General features: G+C 72.5%; 20 protein-coding genes. 6 read left to right on the top strand and 14 right to left on the bottom strand.

What is annotated here, in order from left to right; translation table 11 throughout:
• Positions 1–24 precede the first annotated feature (24 nt).
• Positions 25–1605: an alpha/beta hydrolase family protein gene (locus FHX71_RS17295; RefSeq protein WP_182618791.1), complete on the bottom strand. Its 1581-nt coding sequence runs from the start codon at positions 1603–1605 to the stop codon at positions 25–27.
• 53 nt (positions 1606–1658) lie between these two features.
• Positions 1659–2264 carry a PadR family transcriptional regulator gene (locus FHX71_RS17300; protein ID WP_220490179.1) on the bottom strand — a complete coding sequence of 202 codons (606 nt, stop codon included), beginning with the start codon at positions 2262–2264 and terminating at the stop codon, positions 1659–1661.
• Positions 2265–2326: 62 nt separating this feature from the next.
• On the opposite strand from FHX71_RS17300, the gene FHX71_RS17305 reads away from it, so the two are divergent.
• Positions 2327–3589, top strand: a complete 1263-nt coding sequence (locus FHX71_RS17305) for an FAD-dependent oxidoreductase (protein WP_182618792.1) — start codon at positions 2327–2329, stop codon at positions 3587–3589.
• 80 nt (positions 3590–3669) lie between these two features.
• Here the strand turns inward: FHX71_RS17305 and FHX71_RS17310 are convergent, their stop codons facing one another.
• The 7 genes from FHX71_RS17310 to FHX71_RS17340 all read right to left on the bottom strand — a co-directional run bounded on the left by FHX71_RS17310 (position 3670) and on the right by FHX71_RS17340 (position 10532).
• Positions 3670–4950, bottom strand: coding sequence for a cytochrome P450 family protein (locus tag FHX71_RS17310; protein WP_182618793.1), 1281 nt, complete (start codon positions 4948–4950; stop codon positions 3670–3672).
• A 56-nt stretch (positions 4951–5006) separates the two neighbouring features.
• Positions 5007–6134 (bottom strand): ATP-binding protein, encoded by a 1128-nt coding sequence (locus FHX71_RS17315; protein ID WP_182618794.1) that lies wholly within the window; start codon positions 6132–6134, stop codon positions 5007–5009.
• Between the two features lie 77 nt (positions 6135–6211).
• Entirely contained in the window at positions 6212–7180 is a 969-nt protein-coding gene (era, locus tag FHX71_RS17320; protein WP_220490180.1) for a GTPase Era, read from the bottom strand.
• Complete coding sequence (locus tag FHX71_RS17325; protein ID WP_312877098.1) at positions 7177–8556, bottom strand: hemolysin family protein; 1380 nt, start codon at positions 8554–8556, stop codon at positions 7177–7179. Before FHX71_RS17325 ends, era begins: the two co-directional genes overlap by 4 nt.
• 5 nt (positions 8557–8561) lie before the next feature.
• Complete coding sequence (ybeY, locus tag FHX71_RS17330) at positions 8562–9014, bottom strand: rRNA maturation RNase YbeY (RefSeq protein WP_182618796.1); 453 nt, start codon at positions 9012–9014, stop codon at positions 8562–8564.
• On the bottom strand, positions 9011–10066 hold the full coding sequence (locus FHX71_RS17335; protein WP_182618797.1) for a PhoH family protein: 1056 nt from the start codon (positions 10064–10066) through the stop codon (positions 9011–9013). Before FHX71_RS17335 ends, ybeY begins: the two co-directional genes overlap by 4 nt.
• A gap of 115 nt (positions 10067–10181) precedes the next feature.
• Complete coding sequence (locus FHX71_RS17340) at positions 10182–10532, bottom strand: histidine triad nucleotide-binding protein (protein ID WP_182618798.1); 351 nt, start codon at positions 10530–10532, stop codon at positions 10182–10184.
• Positions 10533–10786: 254 nt separating this feature from the next.
• Here FHX71_RS17340 and FHX71_RS30120 point away from each other — a divergent pair, with 254 nt between their 5' ends.
• Both FHX71_RS30120 and FHX71_RS17350 read left to right on the top strand, forming a co-directional pair.
• Positions 10787–12727: a helix-hairpin-helix domain-containing protein gene (locus FHX71_RS30120; RefSeq protein WP_182618799.1), complete on the top strand. Its 1941-nt coding sequence runs from the start codon at positions 10787–10789 to the stop codon at positions 12725–12727.
• Entirely contained in the window at positions 12724–13623 is a 900-nt protein-coding gene (locus tag FHX71_RS17350; protein ID WP_182618800.1) for an OmpA family protein, read from the top strand. Before FHX71_RS30120 ends, FHX71_RS17350 begins: the two co-directional genes overlap by 4 nt.
• Before the next feature lie 84 nt (positions 13624–13707).
• Here FHX71_RS17350 and FHX71_RS17355 read toward each other — a convergent pair whose 3' ends face one another.
• Genes FHX71_RS17355 through hrcA form a run of 3 tightly spaced genes read right to left on the bottom strand, consistent with a single transcriptional unit; the run spans position 13708 to position 16652 of the window.
• Positions 13708–14472 carry a 16S rRNA (uracil(1498)-N(3))-methyltransferase gene (locus tag FHX71_RS17355; protein ID WP_182618801.1) on the bottom strand — a complete coding sequence of 255 codons (765 nt, stop codon included), beginning with the start codon at positions 14470–14472 and terminating at the stop codon, positions 13708–13710.
• 10 nt (positions 14473–14482) lie between these two features.
• Positions 14483–15604: a molecular chaperone DnaJ gene (gene dnaJ, locus FHX71_RS17360; RefSeq protein ID WP_182618802.1), complete on the bottom strand. Its 1122-nt coding sequence runs from the start codon at positions 15602–15604 to the stop codon at positions 14483–14485.
• Positions 15605–15632: 28 nt separating this feature from the next.
• Positions 15633–16652, bottom strand: coding sequence for a heat-inducible transcriptional repressor HrcA (gene hrcA / locus FHX71_RS17365; protein WP_182618803.1), 1020 nt, complete (start codon positions 16650–16652; stop codon positions 15633–15635).
• Positions 16653–17039: 387 nt separating this feature from the next.
• On the opposite strand from hrcA, the gene FHX71_RS17370 reads away from it, so the two are divergent.
• The 3 genes from FHX71_RS17370 (at position 17040) to FHX71_RS17380 (ending at position 18758) form a co-directional block, all read left to right on the top strand.
• The gene (locus tag FHX71_RS17370) at positions 17040–17225 is read left to right on the top strand and encodes a hypothetical protein (protein WP_182618804.1); all 186 of its coding nucleotides are present in this window, start codon (positions 17040–17042) and stop codon (positions 17223–17225) included.
• Positions 17226–17345: 120 nt separating this feature from the next.
• Complete coding sequence (locus FHX71_RS17375) at positions 17346–18209, top strand: DUF3097 domain-containing protein (protein ID WP_182618805.1); 864 nt, start codon at positions 17346–17348, stop codon at positions 18207–18209.
• A gap of 24 nt (positions 18210–18233) precedes the next feature.
• The gene (locus tag FHX71_RS17380) at positions 18234–18758 is read left to right on the top strand and encodes a DUF4870 domain-containing protein (RefSeq protein WP_182618806.1); all 525 of its coding nucleotides are present in this window, start codon (positions 18234–18236) and stop codon (positions 18756–18758) included.
• A 118-nt stretch (positions 18759–18876) separates the two neighbouring features.
• Here FHX71_RS17380 and FHX71_RS17385 read toward each other — a convergent pair whose 3' ends face one another.
• Together FHX71_RS17385 and FHX71_RS17390 are read right to left on the bottom strand one after the other, a co-directional pair.
• Positions 18877–19872 carry a DUF2189 domain-containing protein gene (locus FHX71_RS17385; protein ID WP_182618807.1) on the bottom strand — a complete coding sequence of 332 codons (996 nt, stop codon included), beginning with the start codon at positions 19870–19872 and terminating at the stop codon, positions 18877–18879.
• 92 nt (positions 19873–19964) lie between these two features.
• On the bottom strand, positions 19965–20984 hold the full coding sequence (locus tag FHX71_RS17390; RefSeq protein WP_182618808.1) for a hypothetical protein: 1020 nt from the start codon (positions 20982–20984) through the stop codon (positions 19965–19967).
• Positions 20985–21111: the final 127 nt, after the last annotated feature.

Genomic DNA, 21111 nt, shown 5'->3' on the forward strand with positions numbered 1-21111 from the left:
AATCTCCCTCAGCCCGGGGAGACCTCAGATGCCGAGCTGGTAGGCGCCCCAGTAGGCCAGCGTGACCAGGAGCGCCGTCGAGCCCAGCACGGTGGCCCAGAAGCCCGTCGACACCACGGCGACGGCGGGCCGGCGCGGCTCGGGACCGTCGGGCTCGACCAGCGACATCCGCCGGTCGCGCAGCCGGTTGACCAGCAGCGCCGCCGCGACGACGGCGACCAGCCCGAGCACGCGCACGGCGATCCAGCCGCCCTGCACCACCAGGTCGTTCTTCTCGTAGTCCAGCGCGAGCCGGGCGACGACCCCGAGATACGCGGCGAGCCCGAGCGACGTCACCACGGCTCCGAGGGCCAGCCAGGCCAGGGGTCCGCGCAGCCCGCGCGCGAGGCGCACGCCCGGGCGACCCGAACGTCGTCGGGCCAGGCTCCGGACGACGGCCACTCCCCCGAGCAGCAGCGAGCCCACGACGAGCAGCCCGGCGGCGGTGACGACCACGCCGACCAGCCAGTCGCCGTCGCCGTACCAGTGCGGCTGCGGCACGGGCGCCGCGAGGTAGAGCTGCTCGGGCTGGGCCCCCGCGACCTGCGGCGGGGCGGACGCCGTCGCCGGCAGGCCGAGCACCCAGTCGGCGACGTCGCGCGCGAAGTCGGGGTGCAGCACCAGGCCGCCCGGCGTCTGGACGTTGATGCCGTGGTTGGCGTGGTCGTAGAAGCGGACGGTCACGTCGTCGGCGTCGGCCAGGAGCTCGCGCGTGCCCTGCTCGAGCGGCATCGAGGCGTCGTCGGTGCCGTAGACGGCGAGGATCGGGTCCTGCTGCTGCCGGAGCCACGGCCGCACGTCGAAGTCCGCGTACTCGAACCCGCCGCCGGGCACCTTCATGCCGACGGCGCGCGGGATCGCGCGGAACACCCCGGCGGGCACGTCCGTGTTCCGCAGGTAGTTGTCGACGGCGTAGGCGGCCTGCTGCCGCGGCGGCACGATCGGCGCGGAGACGAGGATCTGGAACGCGAGCCGCGGGTCGTTCACCATCATCACCGGGGACACCCACGCGCCCTCCGACTCGGCGTACAGGCCCACGTCGTCCGGGTCGACGCCCGGGACGTCCCGCAGGAAGCGCACCGAGAAGGCGTAGTCGCGCGCCATCGCCTCGTAGTCCCGGTGCCGCGTGGAGTAGTTGTCGAGCCGCTTGTCGGGCACCAGCGTGGTGATCCCCGCGCTCGCGAGCGACGTCGCGGCCTGCGTGAACGCGTCGGCGGCCTTGCCGGTGCCCGCGCCGTGCACGAAGACGATGCCGGGGCGGCCGGGGTGGTCGTCGGCGTCGGGGGCGTCGCCCGGGTCGGTGTCCGTGCCCCGTTCGACCGGCTCGCGGAGCAGGCCGCCCACCTCGCGGCCGTCGGCCAGCGGGATGATGACGGGCGTCTCGCGCACGTCGTGGTCGCCGGGCTCACCGGCGTCGGGCGAGGCGCCCCCGATCGCCGTGTCGGAGGAGGCGAGCCGCAGGTGGTCGGTCACCGGCTCCGGCTCCCAGACGGGACCCGCGACAGCACCCGCGACGGCCAGCGCGACCAGGATCGCGGCGGAGGTGGCGACGGTCCGAAACAACACCTTCGGATGCTACGCCTGCGGCCCCGTTCGCTCGATCCGACGGCGTCGGCGGGTCACTCCGGCGGGCGGGAGGCGAGCATCTCCTCGGTGTCCCACGTCAGCGCGCCCGACCGCAGGTCGGCGACAATCCCGCGCACCCAGCCCAGCTCCGCGCGCAGGGTGACCAGGAGGTGCTCGTGCTCCAGCAGGAGCACCCGCGGCAGGCCCCACTCCTGGGCGGTGGCGGCCTCGCGCTCCGCCTCCGCCAGGGCTACTTCGAGGGCCGTGACGCGCTCCGCGAGCCGGTCGCGCACCAGGTCGGGCCCGGTGATCGCGACGACGGCCAGCACCGCCCGGAACTCGGGGAACTCGCGCGCCGGCGTCGCGAGCGCGGCGTCCATCCAGCGGCGCAGGGCGGCGGACCCGTCGGGGGTCAGCGCGTAGACGATCCGGGCCGGTCCGGCGTCGGCCGCCTGCTTCTCGTGGACCGCGATGAGACCGTCGCGCAGCAGCCGCTCGATCGACTGGTAGACGCTGTTGCTGCGGGCCACGTTGACGACGTCGTCCTTGCGCCGGGTCTTGATCAGCCGCTGCATGCGGTAGGCGTGCATCGGCTCCTCCGCGAGCAGCGCGAGCAGCACCATGGCGAGCGGCGAGCGCGGCCGGGAGTCCTGGGTCACGGCGCCCAGCCTAAGCGGCCAACACCTTGCCATCTTATGGTTACCCATTTTATGGTGAGCACATGAGAGCGATCATCGTCGGAGCGGGCATCACCGGACCCGTGACCGCCATGGCCCTGCAGAAGGCCGGCATCGAGGCGACGGTGCACGAGGCCTACGACCGCACCGCGGACGGCGTCGGCGCCTACCTGACCCTGGCCCCGAACGGGCTCGCCGCCCTGCAGGTGCTGGACATCGACCACCACGACCTGGGCGGCTTCGACACGCCCGCGCTGGAGCTGCGGGGGTCCGGCGGCCGCGTCTTGGCGCGCCTCGGCATGGGCCGGGACGACGACGCCGGCACGGTCAGCCAGACCGTCCGGCGCTCCGACCTCTACACCCGGCTCCGGGACGAGGCCGTGCGGCGCGGCATCTCGGTCGAGTACGGCAAGCGGCTGGTCGACGCCACGGTCGTGCCGGGCGCGGGCAGCAGGGCTGCGGGGGCAGCCGGCGTCGTCGGCCCGCCTGGTGCCGGCGCGGCCGGCGTCGTCGCCTCCTTCGCGGACGGGACCACCGCCGAGGGCGACCTGCTGATCGGGGCCGACGGCCTGCACTCCCGCACCCGGGCGATCCTCGACCCGGCCTGCCCGCCGCCGCGCTACACCGGCCTGCTGAACACGGGCGGCTACGCCTCGGGCGTGACCGTGGACGGCCCCCGGGGCGTGTTCACGATGACGTTCGGCAAGCGGGCCTTCTTCGCCTACGCGAACCGCGGGCCGGGCGACGTCTGGTGGTTCGCGAACGTGCCGCGGGCCCGCGAGGCGAGCGCCGACGAGCTCGCCGCCTGGACGCCGGAGCGCTGGCGCGCCGAGCTGGAGCGCCTGTTCGCCGACGACGCCGGGCCCGCGCTGGAGCTGATCGCCGCGACGCCGCAGGTCATCGGCCCGTGGAACACGCTCGACCTGCCCCGGGTGCCGGTCTGGCACCGCGGGCCGATCGGGCTGGTCGGCGACGCGGCGCACGGCATCTCGCCGACGTCGGGCCAGGGGGCCTCGCTCGCGATCGAGGACGGCGTGCTGCTCGCGCGGTTCCTGCGGGACCACCGCGACCCCGCGGAGGCGTTCGCGGCCTTCGAGGAGTTGCGGCGAGGTCGGGTCGAGCGGCTGATCGCGCAGGCGAAGCGCACCTCGAACCAGAAGATCCCCAACCCGCTGACCCGGGTGCTGCGCGACCGGGTCATCCTGCCGCTGGTGAGCCGAGCCGCCGCCCGCAGCACGCGCGACTGGGTCACGGACTACCGCATCGACTGGAACACCCCGACCACCCCAACCCCCACCCCTCGTTGAGTGCTGGATATTCGCCCTTCTCGCACACGGAGAAGGGCGAATATCCAGCACTCAACGATCGGGAGCGACCGGGGGGCACGTCAGCGCGCGACCTCGTAGATCTCCGTGCCCGATGACCGCGCCCGGCTGTACCGGACCGGCAGCGCCTGCGGGTGCCGCACCCACGGCGACGGCACCCACGCCAGGTCGTGGTCCTCGACCGCCAGCTCCAGGTCGAGCTCGGTCAGCAGCCGGCTGATCGCCACGCGCGCGATGATCCGCGCCTGGCGCGACGCCGGGCAGCGGTGCGGCCCCACGCCCCAGGCCAGGTGCGCCCGGTTGCCGACCTCGTCCCACATGTTGCCGGTGTGCACCAGCGGGTCCTGGTTCGCCGCGGCCACCGCCATGATCAGCGCGTCACCCTTGCGGACCAGCTTGCCGTCGAGCTCCAGGTCGTTCATCGCGTACCGGGGCAGCGGCGGGTTCGCGGCGGGCGCCTCGCGCCACAGCACCTCGTCCAGCGCCTCGTCCAGGGCGATCCGGCCGCCCGTCCAGCGCGCGGCGAACCGCTGGTCCGTGAGCAGCAGCCGCAGGGTCAGGGCGATCCACGCCGTGAGGAACTCGCTGGCCGCGATCAGCGGCACCGACATCGAGTCCGCGATCTCCCGGTCGTCGTGGAAGCTCGGGTGCCGCACGAACGACGACGTCAGGTCCGCCCCCGCCGTCGTCTTCCGGTCCTGGACGTGCGCCATCAGGTTGCGGCCCATCCGGTCGCGCGCCTGCGGCGCCTCGCTCGTGTGGTTCATGATGTGCGCCGAGTCGGCCATCATCTGCTCCGCCGTGTCCTGGTCGAAGCCGAACAGCGCCGTCACCGCGAGGAAGCCCACCTTCTTGGCCCAGTGCGGGACCAGGTCGGCCTCGCCGCTGGAGCCGAGCTCCTCGACCAGCCGCCGGCTGACCTCCTCGACCTGCGCCACCACCAGCTTCTCCGGCAGCGCCTCCAGCGCGTCGTCCAGCGGCTGGCGCAGCCGACGACGGCGCTCCCCGTCATGGTGGTACGACGAGTTGCGCGGCTCCCGCGGCGAGATCCCGAGTAGCGCCGACCGCTCCGACAGCAGCCCGTCGTAGTGCCAGCGCCAGTTGCGCGGGTCGCGGGAGAACTGCGACTCGTTCCGCGTGATCTCGCAGATCTCCGCGTGCCCCATGACCAGCCACACGGGCACGCCCGGCTCCATGTCGACGGGCGCCACGACGCCCCACCTGGACCGCAGCACGTCGTAGATCTCCTGCGAGTCCGTGCCACCCGTCGTCGCCGACAGGGGGGTGAGCCCGGTCAGGCCCGCGAGCTCGACGGGCGCCGCCCGAACGACCACTGTCTCCATCGCGCCATCACAGCACAGTGTCCGGATTGCCCTTGATCGTGGCTGCGATATTCGAGTCAGAGCTCGTCGGGCCCCAGTCCGTAGGCGGCGCCGTGCTCCCGCAGGAAGTCCCGGAGGTAGGGCAGCGCGAACGCGACCTTGCCGTGCGACACCTGCTCGATCATGCCGGCCGCCATCAGTCGCCGACGGTAGGTGTTGGCATGCTGCGGGCTCACCTCGCCCATCCGCCGTCGCAGGTCCGCCATCTGCGACGGGCCGTCGTCGACGGACATGGCGACGAGGAAGGTCCGGTCCAGGTCGGAGAGGTCGGCGAGCGCCGTCTCGTGGACCAGGCTGCCCAGCCGACGACGCGCCGCGCTGATCCCCGCGTCCACGGCGTCGAGGTCGGCGACGCCCCCGTCGGTGGCACGCCAGACGTGATAGCCCACGAGCTGGATCAGGAACGGGTAGCCGAACGTGGCCTCGGCGGCCAGCTCGCTCGCTTCCGGAGTCATCGCCCGGCCGTTCTCCTCGAACGTGGCGACCAGGGCGTCGTGCACCTCGTCGATGCTCACGTCACCCAGCACGTGCTTGTCCGCTCGCCGCAGGAAGGTCAGGACGCCGTCCGACAACAGGCCGGACACCGCGGACGGAAGACCGGCCATCACGAGCGCGAACTGGCGTTGCTCCCGCACCATGTGCTGGGCGAGAGCCGCGATCTCCCGCATGTCCGGCAGCGAGACGTGCACCTCGTCGATCGTGAGCAGCAGACCGGAGTCGTGGCGTTCGAGGTCGTCGAGCAGCGCGTTGAGCTTGCGCCGCAGCCCCGCGGAAAGCTCGGGGGTCAGCTCGGTAGAGACCCCACCGAACGACGCCGGCAGGTTGATACCTGTCAGACGTCGCTTGGGGCGCGGCCGGCGCTCCTCCAGCATGTGGCTGACGTGCTCGTCGAGCCTGCCCATGAGGCCCGTGGTCGCCGTCTCGTCGACGAACAGCCATCCGTGTTCCAGCGCGACGTCGTCGACCGCATTCAGCAGGGTCGTCTTGCCCACACCGCGTGCACCCGTGAAGATCGTGAGCCGTCCAGGCGAGCCCGGCCCCTCGTCGAGCCCGTCGGCCACCGCGGCGATCTGGTCGTCGCGGCCCACCAGATGGGGTGGCGTGGCACCGGCCGACGGTTTGAACGGGTTCCTCGACGCCGCCATCCAGGAGCCTTTCTTAGAGTTTCTTATTTCTTCTGACTCTAAGGGGGCCCTAGGACTCCGGCAACAAGCCGGCGGCGTCAGAAGCCCAGCCGGCGCAGCTGCTTCGGGTCGCGCTGCCAGTCCTTGGCGACCTTGACGTGCAGGTCGAGGTAGACGCGCGTGCCCAGCAGCTTCTCGATGCCCTGCCGCGCCTCGGTGCCGACGGACCGCAGCCGGGACCCGCCGCGCCCGATGATGATCGCCTTCTGCGAGTCGCGCTCCACGAACAGATTGACGCGCACGTCCAGGAGCGGCGGCTTCCCCTTGGCCGGGTCGCCCGAGCCCTCGCGCTCGACGATCTCCTCGACGACCACGGCAAGCGAGTGCGGCAGCTCGTCGCGCACGCCCTCCAGGGCGGCCTCGCGCACCAGCTCAGCCACCATGACGGCCTCGGGCTCGTCGGTCAGCTCGCCGTCCGGGTACAGGTCGGGACCCTCGGGCAGGTGGGAGATCAGGACGGCCTCGAGCTCCTCGACCTGGTACCCGTCCTTGGCCGAGACGGGCACGATGTCGGCCCACTCGCGGTCCACGGACTTCGCGAGCTGCTCGACGGAGAGCAGGTGCTCCACCAGGTCGGGGCGCGGCACCAGGTCGGCCTTGGTCACGACGGCGACGACGGGCACGCCGCGGCGCCCCGTCATCAGCTCGGCGAGCTGCGCCGCGATGTAGCGGTCGCCGGGGCCCACCTTCTGGTCCGCGGGCAGGCAGAACGCGATGACGTCCACCTCGGAGAGCGTGTCGCGCACCAGGTCGTTGAGCCGCTCGCCCAGCAGCGTGCGGGGCCGGTGCAGACCCGGGGTGTCCACGAGCACGAGCTGCGCGTCCGGCCGGTGCACGATCCCGCGGATGGTGTGCCGGGTGGTCTGCGGCCGCGCCGACATGATCGCGACCTTCTGCCCCACCAGCGCGTTCGTCAGGGTCGACTTGCCGGCGTTGGGGCGGCCCACCAGGCAGGCGAACCCGCTCCGGTGCTCGGCGGTCTGTCGCACTGCGGGCTGCTCGCTCAAGAGGTCACTTCCTTCTGGTCACGCTTCTGATCACGGCGGTCGTGCTGGTCGAGACCGCCGTTGCTGTCGTCCGGCTCGCCCACCGGTTCCGTGCGGTGCACGAGGATGGTCGAGATCTGCTTGCGCCGCCCCTCGACCCGTTCTGCCTCCAGGTGCACGCCGCCCACCTCGACGGACGCCCCGGCGAGCGGCACCTTGCCGAGCGCCTTGGCGAGCAGGCCACCGGCGGTGTCCACGTCGTCGTCGTCCAGGCGCAGGTCGAACAGGTCGCCGAGCTCGTCCACCGGAAGACGGGCCGGCACGCGCAGCACGCCGCCGCCCAGGTCCTCGATCTCCTGGACGGGCACGGTGTCGTGCTCGTCGGTGAGCTCGCCGACGACCTCCTCCAGGAGGTCCTCGATGGTCACCAGGCCCGCGACCCCACCGTACTCGTCGACCACGAGCGCGATGTGGCTGGCCGAGGCCTGCATCTCGCGCAGCAGGTCGTCGATCGGCTTCGACTCGGGCACGAAGACGGCGTCGCGGGCGACGTCGGAGGCGGGGCGCCGGGACGGTTCCCGGGCGCCGCCGTCGTCGACGGGCCAGTGCACCGCGGCCACGACGTCCTTGAAGTAGGCGACGCCGACGACGTCGTCCACCGACTCGCCGACGACGGGCACCCGCGAGAAGCCGGAGCGCAGGAACAGCCGCAGCACCTTGTCGAGCGAGGTGTCTGCCGTGACGGTCACCATGTCGGTGCGGGGCACCATGACCTCGCGCGTGATGGTGCCGCCGAGCTCGATCACCGACCGGAGCAGCTCGCGGTCGGACTCCTCGAAGGCGCTGGACTCCCCCAGCCGGTCCGCGATGTCGCGCAGCTCGGCCTCGGTGGGCGGCGACGGGTCGACGTGCGGCACCGAGATGCGGGTCAGCCAGGCGACGGCGCGCGAGACGCCGCTCAGCGGGCCCACCAGCGCGACCAGCACCGCGACGGGGCGGCGGAAGCCGAGCGCGCGCGGCGAGACCCGCACGAAGATGACACCGACCACCACGCCGACGACGAGCGCGATGAGCATGACCGGCAGCTCGTTGGGCACGCCCTCGCCCGGGATCGCCTGCTGCACGAGCAGGGTCCCGGCCGCGATGGCCACGACCTCCGCCATCACGCGCACGAGCGCGAAGGAGGCGACGGTCGCCGGCGGGTCGACGACGAGGGCCTGGGCGCGCCGGATCCGGCCGGCGCGCTCCGGGTCGGGCGACTGCCCCAGCTCGGCCTCCGCGAGCGCCTCCGTGAGGGACGCGCGGGTGACGCGCAGGAGCGCTGCCTCGCCGGCGGAGAGCATGCCCGCCAGCGAGAGGCCGACCAGCATGACGAGGGTCAGGAGAAGGACGATCACGCCGGTCACCGCGTCGCGAGGAAGGTGAGCAGGAGCTTGCGCTGCAGGGCGAACATCTCCTTCTCCTCCTCCGGCTCCGCGTGGTCGTAGCCCAGCAGGTGCAGGATGCCGTGCGTCGTCAGGAGCAGCAGCTCCTCCGTCGTGGAGTGGCCGGCGGCCTTGGCCTGGGTGACCGCGACCTCCGGGCACAGCACGATGTCGCCGAGCGTTCCGGCCGGGGTGACGTCGCCGTCACGCCCCGGCCGGAGCTCGTCCATGGGGAACGAGAGGACGTCGGTGGGCCCTGGCTCGTCCATCCACTGCACGTGCAGGTCGGACATGACGGTGGTGTCGACGAAGATGATCGACAGCTCCGACTGGGGGTGTACGCGCATGGCGTCGATGACGAAGCGGCCGAGCGCGGCGAACTCCGCCTCGTCGACCTCGAACCCCGACTCGTTGTTGACCTCGATGCTCACCGGCGCTGCCTCTTGTTGCTTCCCGAACGATGGTCCTGCGGCTGGCGGCCCGGACGACGGTCGTCCGTGAGCACGTCCCACCGCGCGTACGCGTCGATGATGTCGCTGACCAGACGGTGCCGCACGACGTCGGACGACGTCAGGCGGCAGAACTCGACGTCGTCGACGCCGAGCAGGATGTCCTCGACGACGCGCAGGCCGGAGGTGGTGCCGCCCGGCAGGTCGACCTGGGTCGCGTCGCCGGTGATCACCATCTTGGAGCCGAAGCCCAGGCGGGTCAGGAACATCTTCATCTGCTCGGTGGAGGTGTTCTGCGCCTCGTCCAGCACGATGAACGAGTCGTTGAGCGACCGGCCGCGCATGTACGCCAGGGGCGCGACCTCGATGGTGCCCGCCTCGATGAGCTTGGGCACCTGCTCGGGGTCGACCATGTCGTGCAGCGCGTCGTAGAGCGGGCGCAGGTAGGGGTCGATCTTCTCGGACAGCGTGCCGGGCAGGAACCCGAGGCGCTCCCCGGCCTCGACGGCCGGGCGCGTCAGGATGATCCGGTTGACCTGCTTGGCCTGCAGCGCCTGGACGGCCTTGGCCATGGCGAGGTAGGTCTTGCCGGTGCCGGCCGGGCCGATGCCGAAGGTGATGGTGTTGGTGTCGATGGCGTCCACGTACGCCTTCTGCCCGACCGTCTTGGGGCGGATGGTGCGGCCCCGGCTGGACAGGATGTTGAACGTGAGGACCTCGGCGGGCCGCGACTTGGACGCGTCGCTCAGCATCGCCACCGAACGCTTGACGACCTCGGGGGTGAGCTGGGTGCCGGCCTCGACGACCTCGATCAGCTCGTCGAGCAGCTGGGTGACCAGGGCGACGTCGCCCGCCGGTCCGTTCACCGCTATCTCGTTGCCACGGGCATGGACGTCGACGCCGGGAAAGCCCTCCTCGACGGCCCGCAGCACCGAGTCCCGGCTCCCGAGGAGCGCGACCGTCGGGATGTGGGCCGGGACGACGATCTTGTGCTCGATCCGGGTCTGGGACTGTGTGCTGGACGAAGTTGTCATGAGCCGGCCCCGCGGGGCCGATCCGCTCCTTATGCGGTAGGGATGACGACAGCCTCATCCTATCGACAGGACCGGGTCACGCCACGGTCTTTCCCGTACCGCGTCGAGGGGAGGTTCAGGCAAACCCGGGGAGGTCGGCACCGGCGAGCAGGTGGGCGTGCACGTGGAACACGCTCTGGCCGGCCTTGGGCCCGGTGTTGAAGACCAGGCGGTACTGGCCGTCGGCCACCTCGGAGGCCACGCCGTCCGCCAGCGCGATCAGGCTCGCGAGGCCCTCGGGGTCCGACGCCGCGAACGCGGGCACGTCCGGGTAGTGCTCCTTGGGCACCACGAGGACGTGCACCGGCGCCTTGGGCGCGATGTCCCGGAAGGCGATGGCGGTGTCCGACGACGCGACGACGTCGGCCGGGATGTCCCCCGCGACGATCTTGCAGAAGAGGCAGTCGGGGCTGTCGGTACTCGTCATGTCGGCAGGCTACCGGCGGGGGTCCGTGGCTCGCGCCCGCAGGCGTCCGGGGCGGTTTGGACGGTGCTTTGGACGACGCTCCGTGATGTTCCCGTCCCGTTACCTGGCTCGAAATGCCCGGGTGAAGGGGATGTGGGAGAGTTTGCGGCGTTCGATGGAGATTGGGGTACTGAGGCAGCGTTTAGTCGCCGTCCAACCTCGCGGGTCCCGTCGGTCGCCCTCACTTCACACTCTGCTTTCACCTGGAGGTTCGCGTGGGTTGGTTCATCGCCCAATCGCTCGCATTCATCATCATCGCGGCCCTGATCGGCCTCGCGATCGGCATCTGGATCGGCTGGGTCGTCTGGGGCCGCCGCGCCAGGGGCAAGCACACCGCGGAGAAGGCCGAGGCCGCCGCGCGTTCGGCCGGTGCTTCCTCGGCTGCCACGGAGGCCTCGGGCGACGAGGCGAGCGCGGACGGCGGGACTGGTGCCGCCAAGGCGGACGCGGCCGGGACCGCTGAGGCGGAGTCTGTTGAGGCGGAGCCGGCTGAGGCGGAGCCGGCTGAGGCGGAGAAGGCGGACGCCGAGGCGGTGCCCGCCCTCGCTGCCGCGACCGCCGGGACCGCGGCGGCGACTTCCGCTACTGCTGGCGAGAACGACGGCGCGAAGGCCGACGCCGAGAGCATCGCCGGCGCGGGCGCCGACAAGGCCGACGAGGCGACGGACGGGAACTCCGGCGCGGGTGCCGACGCGACCGACGGGGCCGGTGACACCGAGGCCGCGGACGCGAAGCAGGACGCCACGAAGGAGCAGGGCGCGGAGGACGAGGTCACGTCCGCCGAGTCCGACGTCGTCGCCGAGGCGGAGGCCGTCGCGCGCGAGGCCGCCGAGGCTGCCGCCGCGCAGGCCGCGGCACGGCTCGAGGCCGGGGGCGACGCCGAGACCGCCGTCGTGCCCGAGGCCGCCGAGGCCGCGGACGATCTGCAGCGTCTGGAGGGCGTCGGCCCGAAGATCGCCGCGGCGCTGAAGGCGGCCGGCTACACCACGTACGCGAAGATCGCGGGCGCGACCGAGGCCGAGCTCCGGGAGGCCGTCGCGGGCCAGGGCATCAAGTTCGCCCCGGCGGCCGCGAGCTGGGCCGACCAGGCGCAGTACCTCGTGGACAACGACGCGAAGGGCCTGGAGGAGTACCAGGACTACCTCGTGGGCGGCCAGGAGCGGCGCGCGAAGTTCAACGAGAACGTCGACTACACCGACGTCGACGAGATCGAGGGCGCAGCCGCTAAGGCCGCCGCGCTCGCCGAGGACGAGGCGGCCGCCGCGGCCGCGGCCGTCGTCGTGCCGGAGCCCGAGCCCACGCCGGAGCCCGAGCCGCAGGACCTGCAGCGCATCGAGGGCATCGGCCCCAAGATCGAGGCGGCCCTGCAGGCTGCCGGCTACACGACGTACGCCAAGGTCGCCGCGGCGAGCGAGGACGACCTGCGCGCGGCCCTGACCGCGAGCGGCATCACGTTCGCGCCGGCCGCCACGACCTGGGCCGACCAGGCCCAGTACCTGGTGGACGGCGACGAGGACGGCCTCAAGGAGTACCAGGACTACCTCATCGGCGGCCAGGAGCGGCGCGCGAAGTTCAACGAGAACGTCGACTACACCGACGTCGACGAGATCGAGGGCGCAGCCGCCAAGGCCGCCGCGCTCGCGCAGGACGAGGCGGAGGCCGCGGCGGCGCCCGTCGTCGAGCCGGAGCCCGAGCCCGCCCCGGAGCCCGAGCCGCAGGACCTGCAGCGCATCGAGGGCATCGGCCCCAAGATCGAGTCCACGCTTCACGCCGCCGGCTTCACGACCTACGCGAAGATCGCCGCCGCGAGCGAGGACGAGCTGCGCGCGGCGCTCGCCACGGGCGGCATCACGTTCGCCCCGGCGGCCGCGAGCTGGGCCGACCAGGCCCAGTACCTGGCCGACGGCGACGAGACCGGCCTGCAGGAGTTCCAGGACTACCTCATCGGCGGCCAGGACCGCGCCGCCAAGTTCCGCAAGGACGTCGACTACACGGACGTCGACGAGGTCGAGGGCACCGCGGCCAAGGCCGAGGCGATCGCCGAGGACGAGGCGAAGGCCGAGGCCGCCGAGGCTGACGAGAGCAGCGAGGCCGAGAGCGCCGGGGCCGAGAAGTCTGAGGACGACGAGCCCACGCAGTCCGAGGTGAAGGCATGAACCTGAAGGTCGTGCTCCCGCCGGTGATCATCGTGGTCCTCGGCCTGGGCGCCCTGTCGAGCGTCCAGAACACGGGGTTCCGTGAGCACATCGAGACCACGCTGACGGAGAGCGCGCAGGGGGCCCTCTCCGCCGCGGGCATCGAGGGCGCGGACGTCCGGTTCGCGGGCCGCGACGCCGACGTGACCGCGCCGAGCGACGCGGAGGCGCTGACCGCCGCGGAGGTCGTCGGCGGGGTGACCGGCGTCCGGACCGCCGCGGCCTACGGGCCGGACGGCCTGGTCTCGGGCGAGCCCGGCCCCGCGGAGGCCGCGGAGCCGGCGGAGACCGAGGACGAGACCGACGACGTCACCGACGCCGCGACGGACGCCCTGGCCGACGCGATCGCGTCGCCCGAGGCGAGCGAGGCGACGTCGGGCGACGGGACGAGCGACGACGAGGCGACCGAGGACGAGGCGACGGACGGCGCGACCGACGATGCCGCCGACGACAAGGACGACGACAAGGACGAGCCCAAGCGCGAGCCGACCCGCGAGGAGCGGGAGCAGGCGCAGGAGGACCTCGTCGAGATCCCGAACATCACGTTCGTCACGGACAGCGCCCGGCTGACCAAGGACGGCCGTCGCGTGGTGCGGGAGGCCGCGGAGGTGCTCGCGGAGCACCCGGAGGTCGAGGTACGCGTCGAGGGCCACACCGACTCGGTGGGCAGCGACGAGCACAACCAGCGGCTCAGCGAGCGCCGCGCGGAGCAGGTCGTGGACGAGCTGGTGGACCTGGGCGTCGAGCGCGACCGGCTGACGTGGAAGGGCTTCGGCGAGTCGGACCCGCTGGTCGTCCCGCGCACGTTCGAGGACCTGGAGAAGAACCGCCGCGTGGAGTTCATAGTCCGCAACTGACCCCACTCGTTGAGTGCTGGGTATTTGCGGGTTTCCGGGTCGGAAACCCGCAAATACCCAGCACTCAACTGTTTCGCGTGGGGGTTACCAGCGGCCCAGGCGTTCGCTCAGCAGGGCGATCGCTATCGGGCCCGCCGTGGACGTACGCAGGACGTGGGGGCCTAGGCGGGCCGTGGTGGCGCCCGCCTCCGTGAGCAGGGCGACCTCCGTCTCGGAGATGCCGCCCTCGGGGCCGACGACGAGAAGCAGGGGGCCGGCGTCGGGCAGCGCGACCGACGCGAGGCCGGCCGTCGCCTCCTCGTGCAGCACGACGACGGCGCCGCCCGCCGCGACGACCTCACGGGTCCGGGCGGCGAGCTGCTTGCTGCTCAGCGGCACGTCGACGGCGGGGATGCGCGCCCGGCGGGCCTGCTTGGTCGCGGCCCGCACGGTGCTGACCCAGCGGGCCCGCGACTTCGCCGCGCGGTCGCCGCGCCACACCACGACGGACCGTTCGGCCTGCCACGGGATGATCGCGTCCGCGCCGGTCTCGGTCGCGGCCTCGATGGCCATCTCGTCGCGGTCGCCCTTGGCGAGAGCCTGGACGAGCGTGACGACGACGTCGGGCACAGGCTCGACGTCGGCCTGCTCGACGCGCAGGTGCACCTCGGCGCCCTGCACGCTCTCGACGACGGTCCGCAGGCGGACGCCCGCGCCGTCGACGACGTCGATGCGCTCCCCCGGACCGCGCCGCTGGACCACACCGGCGTGCCGGCCCTCGGCGCCGTCGAGCACGTACACCGCGCCCGCGGCGTACCCGGACAGCGGATGGGCGGCGGACGCCTCCGCGAGAAAGACTGGCGCGCTCATGGCCGCGGGGTCAGCGCCCGCTGAGCTTGTCGCGCAGGCGCGAGAAGACGCCGCCCTGGACCGTCGCGAGACGCGGCTCGGGCCGCTCCTCGCCGCGGAGCGTGGCGAGCTGCTGCATGAGCGCGGTCTGCTCCTCGTCCAGCGACGTGGGCACATGGACCTCGATGTGCACGTTGAGGTCGCCGCGCCCGCTGGAGTGCAGGTGCCCGACGCCCAGGCCCTTGAGGGTCATGACCTGGCCGGGCTGCGTGCCCGGGCGCAGGTCGATCTCCTGCAGGCCGTCGAGGGTGTCGAGCTCGAGCACGGTGCCGAGCGCCGCCGCCGTCATCGGCACCTGGAGGGTGCAGTGCAGCTCGTCGCCGCGCCGCACGAACGTGTCGTGCGCGCGCTCGCGGATCTCGACGTACAGGTCGCCGGCGGGGCCGCCGCCGGGGCCCACCTCGCCCTGCGCGGAGAGCTTGATGCGCGTGCCGGTGTCGACGCCCGCGGGCACGTTCACCGAGATGGTGCGGCGCGACCGCACCCGGCCCTCGCCGGAGCAGTCGGTGCAGGGCTCGGGGATCACGGTGCCGAAGCCGCCGCAGGCGGAGCACGGCTGGTTGGTCATGACCTGGCCGAGGAACGAGCGGGCGACGCGCTGCACGGAGCCGCGGCCCTGGCAGACGTCACAGGTGCGGGCGTGGGTGCCCGGCCGCGCGCCGTCGCCACCGCAGGTGTTGCAGACCACCGCGGTGTCGACCTGGATCTCGCGCTTGGCGCCGAACACGGCCTCGGCGAGGTCGAGGTCGAGGCGCACGAGCGCGTCGTTGCCGCGCCGGGCGCGCGGGACCGGCCCGGTCGGCTGCCCGCCGCCGAAGAAGGTCTCGAAGATGTCCTGGAACCCGAACCCGGCGCCGAAGCCGCCGCCCGCGCCGCCACCGGGGGACGTGGGGTCCACGCCCATGTCGTACTGCTGGCGCTTGTCGGGGTTGGAGAGCACCTCGTACGCGCGCGCGACGTCCTTGAACCGGTCCTCGCCCACGTCGCCGGCCACGTCCGGGTGCAGCTCACGGGCGAGCTTGCGGTATGCCTTCTTGATCTGCTCGGGCGAGGCGTCGCGCGGAACACCGAGAATCTCGTAGTAGTCGGTCACAGGTCTCTCTTCGTGATGAGTTGAGTATCTAGCTGGGCAGCACTCGTGACAGGTAGCGCGCGACGGCGCGCACCGCGGCGATGGTGCCCGGATAGTCCATACGGGTGGGGCCGATCGAGCTCAGGATCGCGACGGTGTCGCCGTCGGACGAGCCGTAGCCGGACGTGACGACGGAGGTCTCCGCCAGTCCCGCCAGCCGGTTCTCGTGGCCGATGCTCACCGCCACCCCGGCGTCGTCGGTCATGTCGGTGAGGAGACCGAGCAGGACGACCTGCTCCTCGAGCGCCTCCAGGACGGGCCGCAGCCCCTGCTCGAACCGCATGCTCGACCGCGCCAGGTTGGCCTGGCCGGTCAGCACGATGCGTTCCTCGCTCTCCTCGCCGAGCGCGGCGGTGACCACCTCGGCCACGGCGGTCGCCAGCGGCCGGTGCTCGGGCGCCATGGCCTCGGCGACGCCGGCGAACGCGTCGCCGATGTCGGCGAGGCGGCGGCCGGCGGTCGCGGCGTTCAGGCGGGCGCGCAGCTCGCCGAGCGTCCCGTCGTCCAGGTCGACGGGGACGTCGAGGAAGCGCTGCTCCACCCGGCCGGTGTCCGTGATGACGACGACGAGGAGCCGGCCCTCGGCCGTGGGCACGAGCTCCAGGTGCCGCAGCCCGGACCGGCGCAGCGACGGGTACTGCACGACGGCGACCTGCCCGGTGAGCTGGGCGATGAGCCGCCCGGCGCGCGCCACGACGTCGTCCAGGTCGACGGCCTGGGACAGGAACGTCTCGATGGCGCGCCGCTGGGGCACGGACAGGGGCCGCACCTCCGCGAGCTGGTCGACGAAGAGGCGGTAGCCCTTGTCGGTGGGGATGCGACCGGCGGACGTGTGGGGCTGGGCGATGAGCCCGGCCTCCTCCAGTGCCGCCATGTCGTTGCGCACGGTGGCGGGCGATACGCCGAGCTGGTGGCGCTCCGTCAGGATGCGCGAGCCGACGGGTTCACGCGTGCGGACATAGTCCTCCACGATCGCCCGCAGGACATCGAGCCTGCGTTCCTCGCTCACCGCGCTCACCTCCGTCCCCAGGTAGAACGTCCGGGACGTGTACCCGGGTTCCGGCCCGCTCTCCGACACTGCCTTCCAGCACTCTCACCGACCGAGTGCCAATCCTACGCGGCGTGCGCGACCGGCCGGGTCCCCGACCCGCCGCACGGCGGCGCCGCCCGTACCGCACACCCGGTCCTGCCCGGCAGAACCCGCCGCTGACCTGCGCGTCCTACCGTTCGCCGACGGCTGAGCACCGAGCATAGGGCGATGCCTTAGGCGCGCCCAGCCCGTGGCACGAACCCGTCGCGAAAGATGCGGCGACCGCCCGATCCGGGCGACGTACCTCACAGACAAACCTGGAATCACCGCCGGCGAGTGGCCGGGGCGACACCAGGAGGAACCACCATGTTCGGCTTTTCGGACTACGCCGAGTACCGCCGCAACGAGCGGGAGCTCGACCAGCGCAACGAGCGGGCCCGCATGGCCCGCGAGCAGAAGGACGCCGCCCGCCGGCAGGCCGCCGCTCGGCGCACCGCCGAGCGCGCGAGCCGAGCCAAGGCGGCCGACGCCATCCGCCCGCGCGCCGCCTGACCGTGCCGGGCACCGCGCAAACCCCGCCCCCCTCGTTGAGTGCTGGATATTCGCCCTGGATGACACTCCGGAGGGGCGAATATCCAGCACTCAGCGAGGGGGGCGACCTAGGCTCACCGGGTGGTCGACGAACGGTATGGGTCCGACGTGCTCTCCCCCCAGTTTCCCGGCGCGCAGCGAGGGCGGCGGCCGACGTCGCAGCCCACGCCCGCCGAGCTGGGCCTCGTGGTCGAGGAGGTCGAGACGGGCTGGGTGGGCGCGATCGTGCGCGTCGAGAAGTCGGGCGGCATGCACGTCGTCGTCCTGGAGGACCGGCGCGGCCGCACCCGCACCTTCCCGCTCGGCCCGGGGTTCTGGGTCGAGGGCAAGCCCGTCGTGCTCACCGCGCCCGTCGTGAACCGCGCCCCCGCGCAGCCCACACGCACGGCCTCCGGCTCCGTCGCGGTGCACGGCGCCCGCGCGCGCGTGGCCCGCGGCAGCCGCATCTGGGTCGAGGGCAAGCACGACGCCGAGCTCGTGGAGAAGGTCTGGGGCGACGACCTGCGGGTCGAGGGCGTCGTCGTCGAGATGCTCGACGGCGTGGACCACCTCGCCGAACGCCTCGCCGAGTTCGGGCCCGACGCCGAGCGCCGGGTCGGCGTGCTGGTGGACCACCTGGTGCCCGGCTCGAAGGAGCAGCGGCTCACCGACGAGGCGCTGCGCACCGTCCCGACGGGCACCGTCCTGGTGCTGGGCCACCCCTATGTGGACGTGTGGCAGGCGGTGCGCGCCGAGCGGCTCGGGCTGGAGCGCTGGCCCGTGATCGACCGCGGCACCGAGTGGAAGCTCGGCATCCTGCGTTCCCTGGGTTGGCCTGCGGAGACGCAGGCAGACGTCGCCCGTGGCTGGCAGCGCATCCTGGGCACCGTGCGCGACTTCCGGGACCTCGATCCCGCCCTGCTGGGACGTGTCGAAGAACTTATCGATTTCGTGACCATCTCGTAAGGCGCAGCCTCTACGGTTGGGCATATGTCCGAAAACCCGCAGGAGCCGCAGTCTCCTCAGCAGCCCGGCCCGGCGCCGCAGCAGCCGACGCCCGGCCCCGCAGCCCCGCAGCCGCAGGACGGCCCCGCCTACGGGACGCCCAACCCGCAGCCCGGGCAGTCGCCCTACCAGGGTCCCCCGCAGGCGGGCCCCGCCTACAGCGGCCAGTACCAGCCGCAGCCGCTCACGCCGTCGGACGAGCGCATGTGGACCGTGCTGGCCCAGGTCGGCCCGTTCCTCCTGTCGTTCATCGCGCCCCTGGTGATCTGGCTGGTCCTCAAGGACCGCAGCCGGTTCGTCGACCAGGAGGCCAAGGAGTCCCTGAACTTCCAGATCACCATGGCCATCGCGCAGGTCGCCGCCGCGATCATCACCGGCATCACGTTCGGTATCGGCGGGATCGTGTACCTGGCGTTCATCGCCGCGATCGTGTTCATGATCCTGGCGGCCGTCGCCAACGGTAAGGGCGCGCCCTACCGCTACCCGGTGAACATCCGCTTCATCAAGTAGGACCAGCGCGACGCAGAACGACCATGCACCTGCTGCCGGCCGGAGTCCGGGACCGGCAGCAGGTGCATGGTCGTTCTTGTGTCTCGCGACCGTGTCGCGAGCGTCTCGCGGCCGGGCGTCAGGCCACGGCGGGGCCCGCCGGGGCGGGACCGGCCGGCGCGGGGCCGGCCCCGATGGCCGCGACCGGGCCGCCGGTGAGCCGGCGGAACGCGAAGGCCAGCGTCAGCAGCGAGAGCGGGATGGTGACGAACAGGCCCACGAGGCAGACCAGGGCACCGACGATGTTGATGCCCAGGAGCGCGAGCTCGAGCAGGAACACCGAGCCGAAGTTCTTCCCCACCAGGCGGAACGATCCGGTCAGCGCGTCCCAGGCGTTCAGGTTGCGGTCGACCACGTTGTGGTAGGTGAACGGCGCGAAGATCGCCAGGGCGATGAGGCCCAGGCCGCACAGCAGCACGCCCACGAAGCCCGCCACCAGGAGCAGCAGCGCCGTCAGGATGATCATCGGGTAGCTGTTGACCTTGAAGAGCGTGCCCCAGGTCGCCTTCTCGCCGGAGGCCTCACGCAGCGCGGCGTTGATCCCGAGGGCGCCGAGCACGGAGTTGATCAGCGAGCCGACGAGCCCGAGCAGCGAGCTGCCGAACGACACCCCGTTCGCGGTGGAGCTGCTGATGTCGCCGCGCATCGCGGCCTGGTTGATCTCCTGGTAGTCGCCGAAGTTTCCGGCGTTGAAGATCGCGCTCACGGCAAACGAGAGCAGGATGAACAGCACCCAGAACAGCCAGTTCCCCGTGAACCGCTTCCACCCGTAGCTCAGCGCCTCGCCGACGGCGAACGGCGCGGACGGCTGCGTCCCGTAGCCCTGACCGGCGTACGCCGGCGGCTGGCCCGCGCCACCGTAAGGGGGCGGCTGCGTGGCGCCGCCGTAGGGCGGCGGCTGTGCGGGACCCGGCTGCGCGGGCACACCCGGCTGCGCGGGGCCGGCCGGCTGGGCCGGACCCGCCGGGTCCTGGGGCGGCGTCGGGCCGCCGGCACTCGATCCGTACGGGTTCTGCGGCGGCGTGGGACCGCCGGAGCTCGGCTCGTACGGGTTCTGCGGAGTGTTCTCGCTCATGGGCTCCCCTAGGTCATGCGTCAGTGTCCGTAGCCACCTTCACCTTTTCTCCGCATGTCCGCATGTGCAATTGCCGAGTTGTTACCAGCGGGTCAGGACCGGACCGTCTCGCCGGTCCACCGCTGGACCAGATACGCCCCCACCAGCAGCATCACCGGGGCGACCACGACGAGGCCGATCCCGCACGTGAAGATCGACGCGATCGCCAGCCCGGCGAAGATCCCGAAGACGCCGAGCGCCGTCCCCAGGTGGGAGAGCACCAGGCCGACGCCGCCCCCGAGCGCCCGGCCGAAGCCCACCCGCCGCAGCAGCAGGAAGGGCACCGGGAGCAGCAGCAGTGTGCAGACCGCCTGGATCAGCCCGCCCACCACGGGCACGGCGGCGCTGACGAAGCCGATCACCCCGGCGAGCAGCGCGTACGCCAGCAGGCCACCGAAACCGCGCAGGAAGAAGAAGTCCCTGATCCGGACCGTGCGGGTGCGGGTCGCCGCGAGGGCGCCCGCGTACAGGAGGGCCTGCAGCAGGAAGGTGATCGCGGTCCCCGCCGCGCCCAGCGCCTTGGCCTCCAGCGTCTGGCCGGCGGCCTGCGCGGCGTCGAGCGCGGCCTGGTCGGTGGAGTTCATCAGCCCGTCCAGGGTGGACGGGCTGAACAGGAGGACCACCGCGATCTGCGCCGCGCCGAGCGCCAGGCTCATCAGCACCCAGGTGCCCCAGCTCGCGCCGAATGCGCCCCAGGCCCAGCCCCAGGCCCGGCCGATGGTGGGGGGCGCGTCGTCGGGGCGGGGCTCCGGCTCCGCCTCGACCGGCCTCAGGGCCAGGGGCTGCTGGGGCGGCGCGGCCTGTTGCTGGAAGCCGCCGTGCGGATACTGCGGGGGCTGGTAGTCCGGCCGCCCGTAGGGGTTGGCGGGGCGGCCGTACGGGTCACGCGGGCCGTACGGGTCCAGCGGCTGGCCGGCCTGGCCGCTCTGCGGGACCTGGCCGTACGGGTCCTGCTGCGGCTGCTGGCCGTAGGGCTGCTGCTGGCCGTGAGGCTGTCCGTGGGGAGGCTGTCCGTAGGGCGGCTGTCCGGGAGAGGAGTCCTGCGGGTGCCAGCCGCCATAGGTGTTGCTCATGCGCGTGCCCCTTGTCAGGCGGGACCGAGCCGCCTCCGTAACGGTATGAACAGCACAAGATATCGACGATTTCACCAGGCACGCAAACAAACGAAAAAGCCCTCGTACGCGAGAAAGCGCAAGGAAA

Origin of the sequence: Promicromonospora sukumoe (assembly GCF_014137995.1) — a bacterium.
Classification (GTDB): domain Bacteria; phylum Actinomycetota; class Actinomycetes; order Actinomycetales; family Cellulomonadaceae; genus Promicromonospora; species Promicromonospora sukumoe.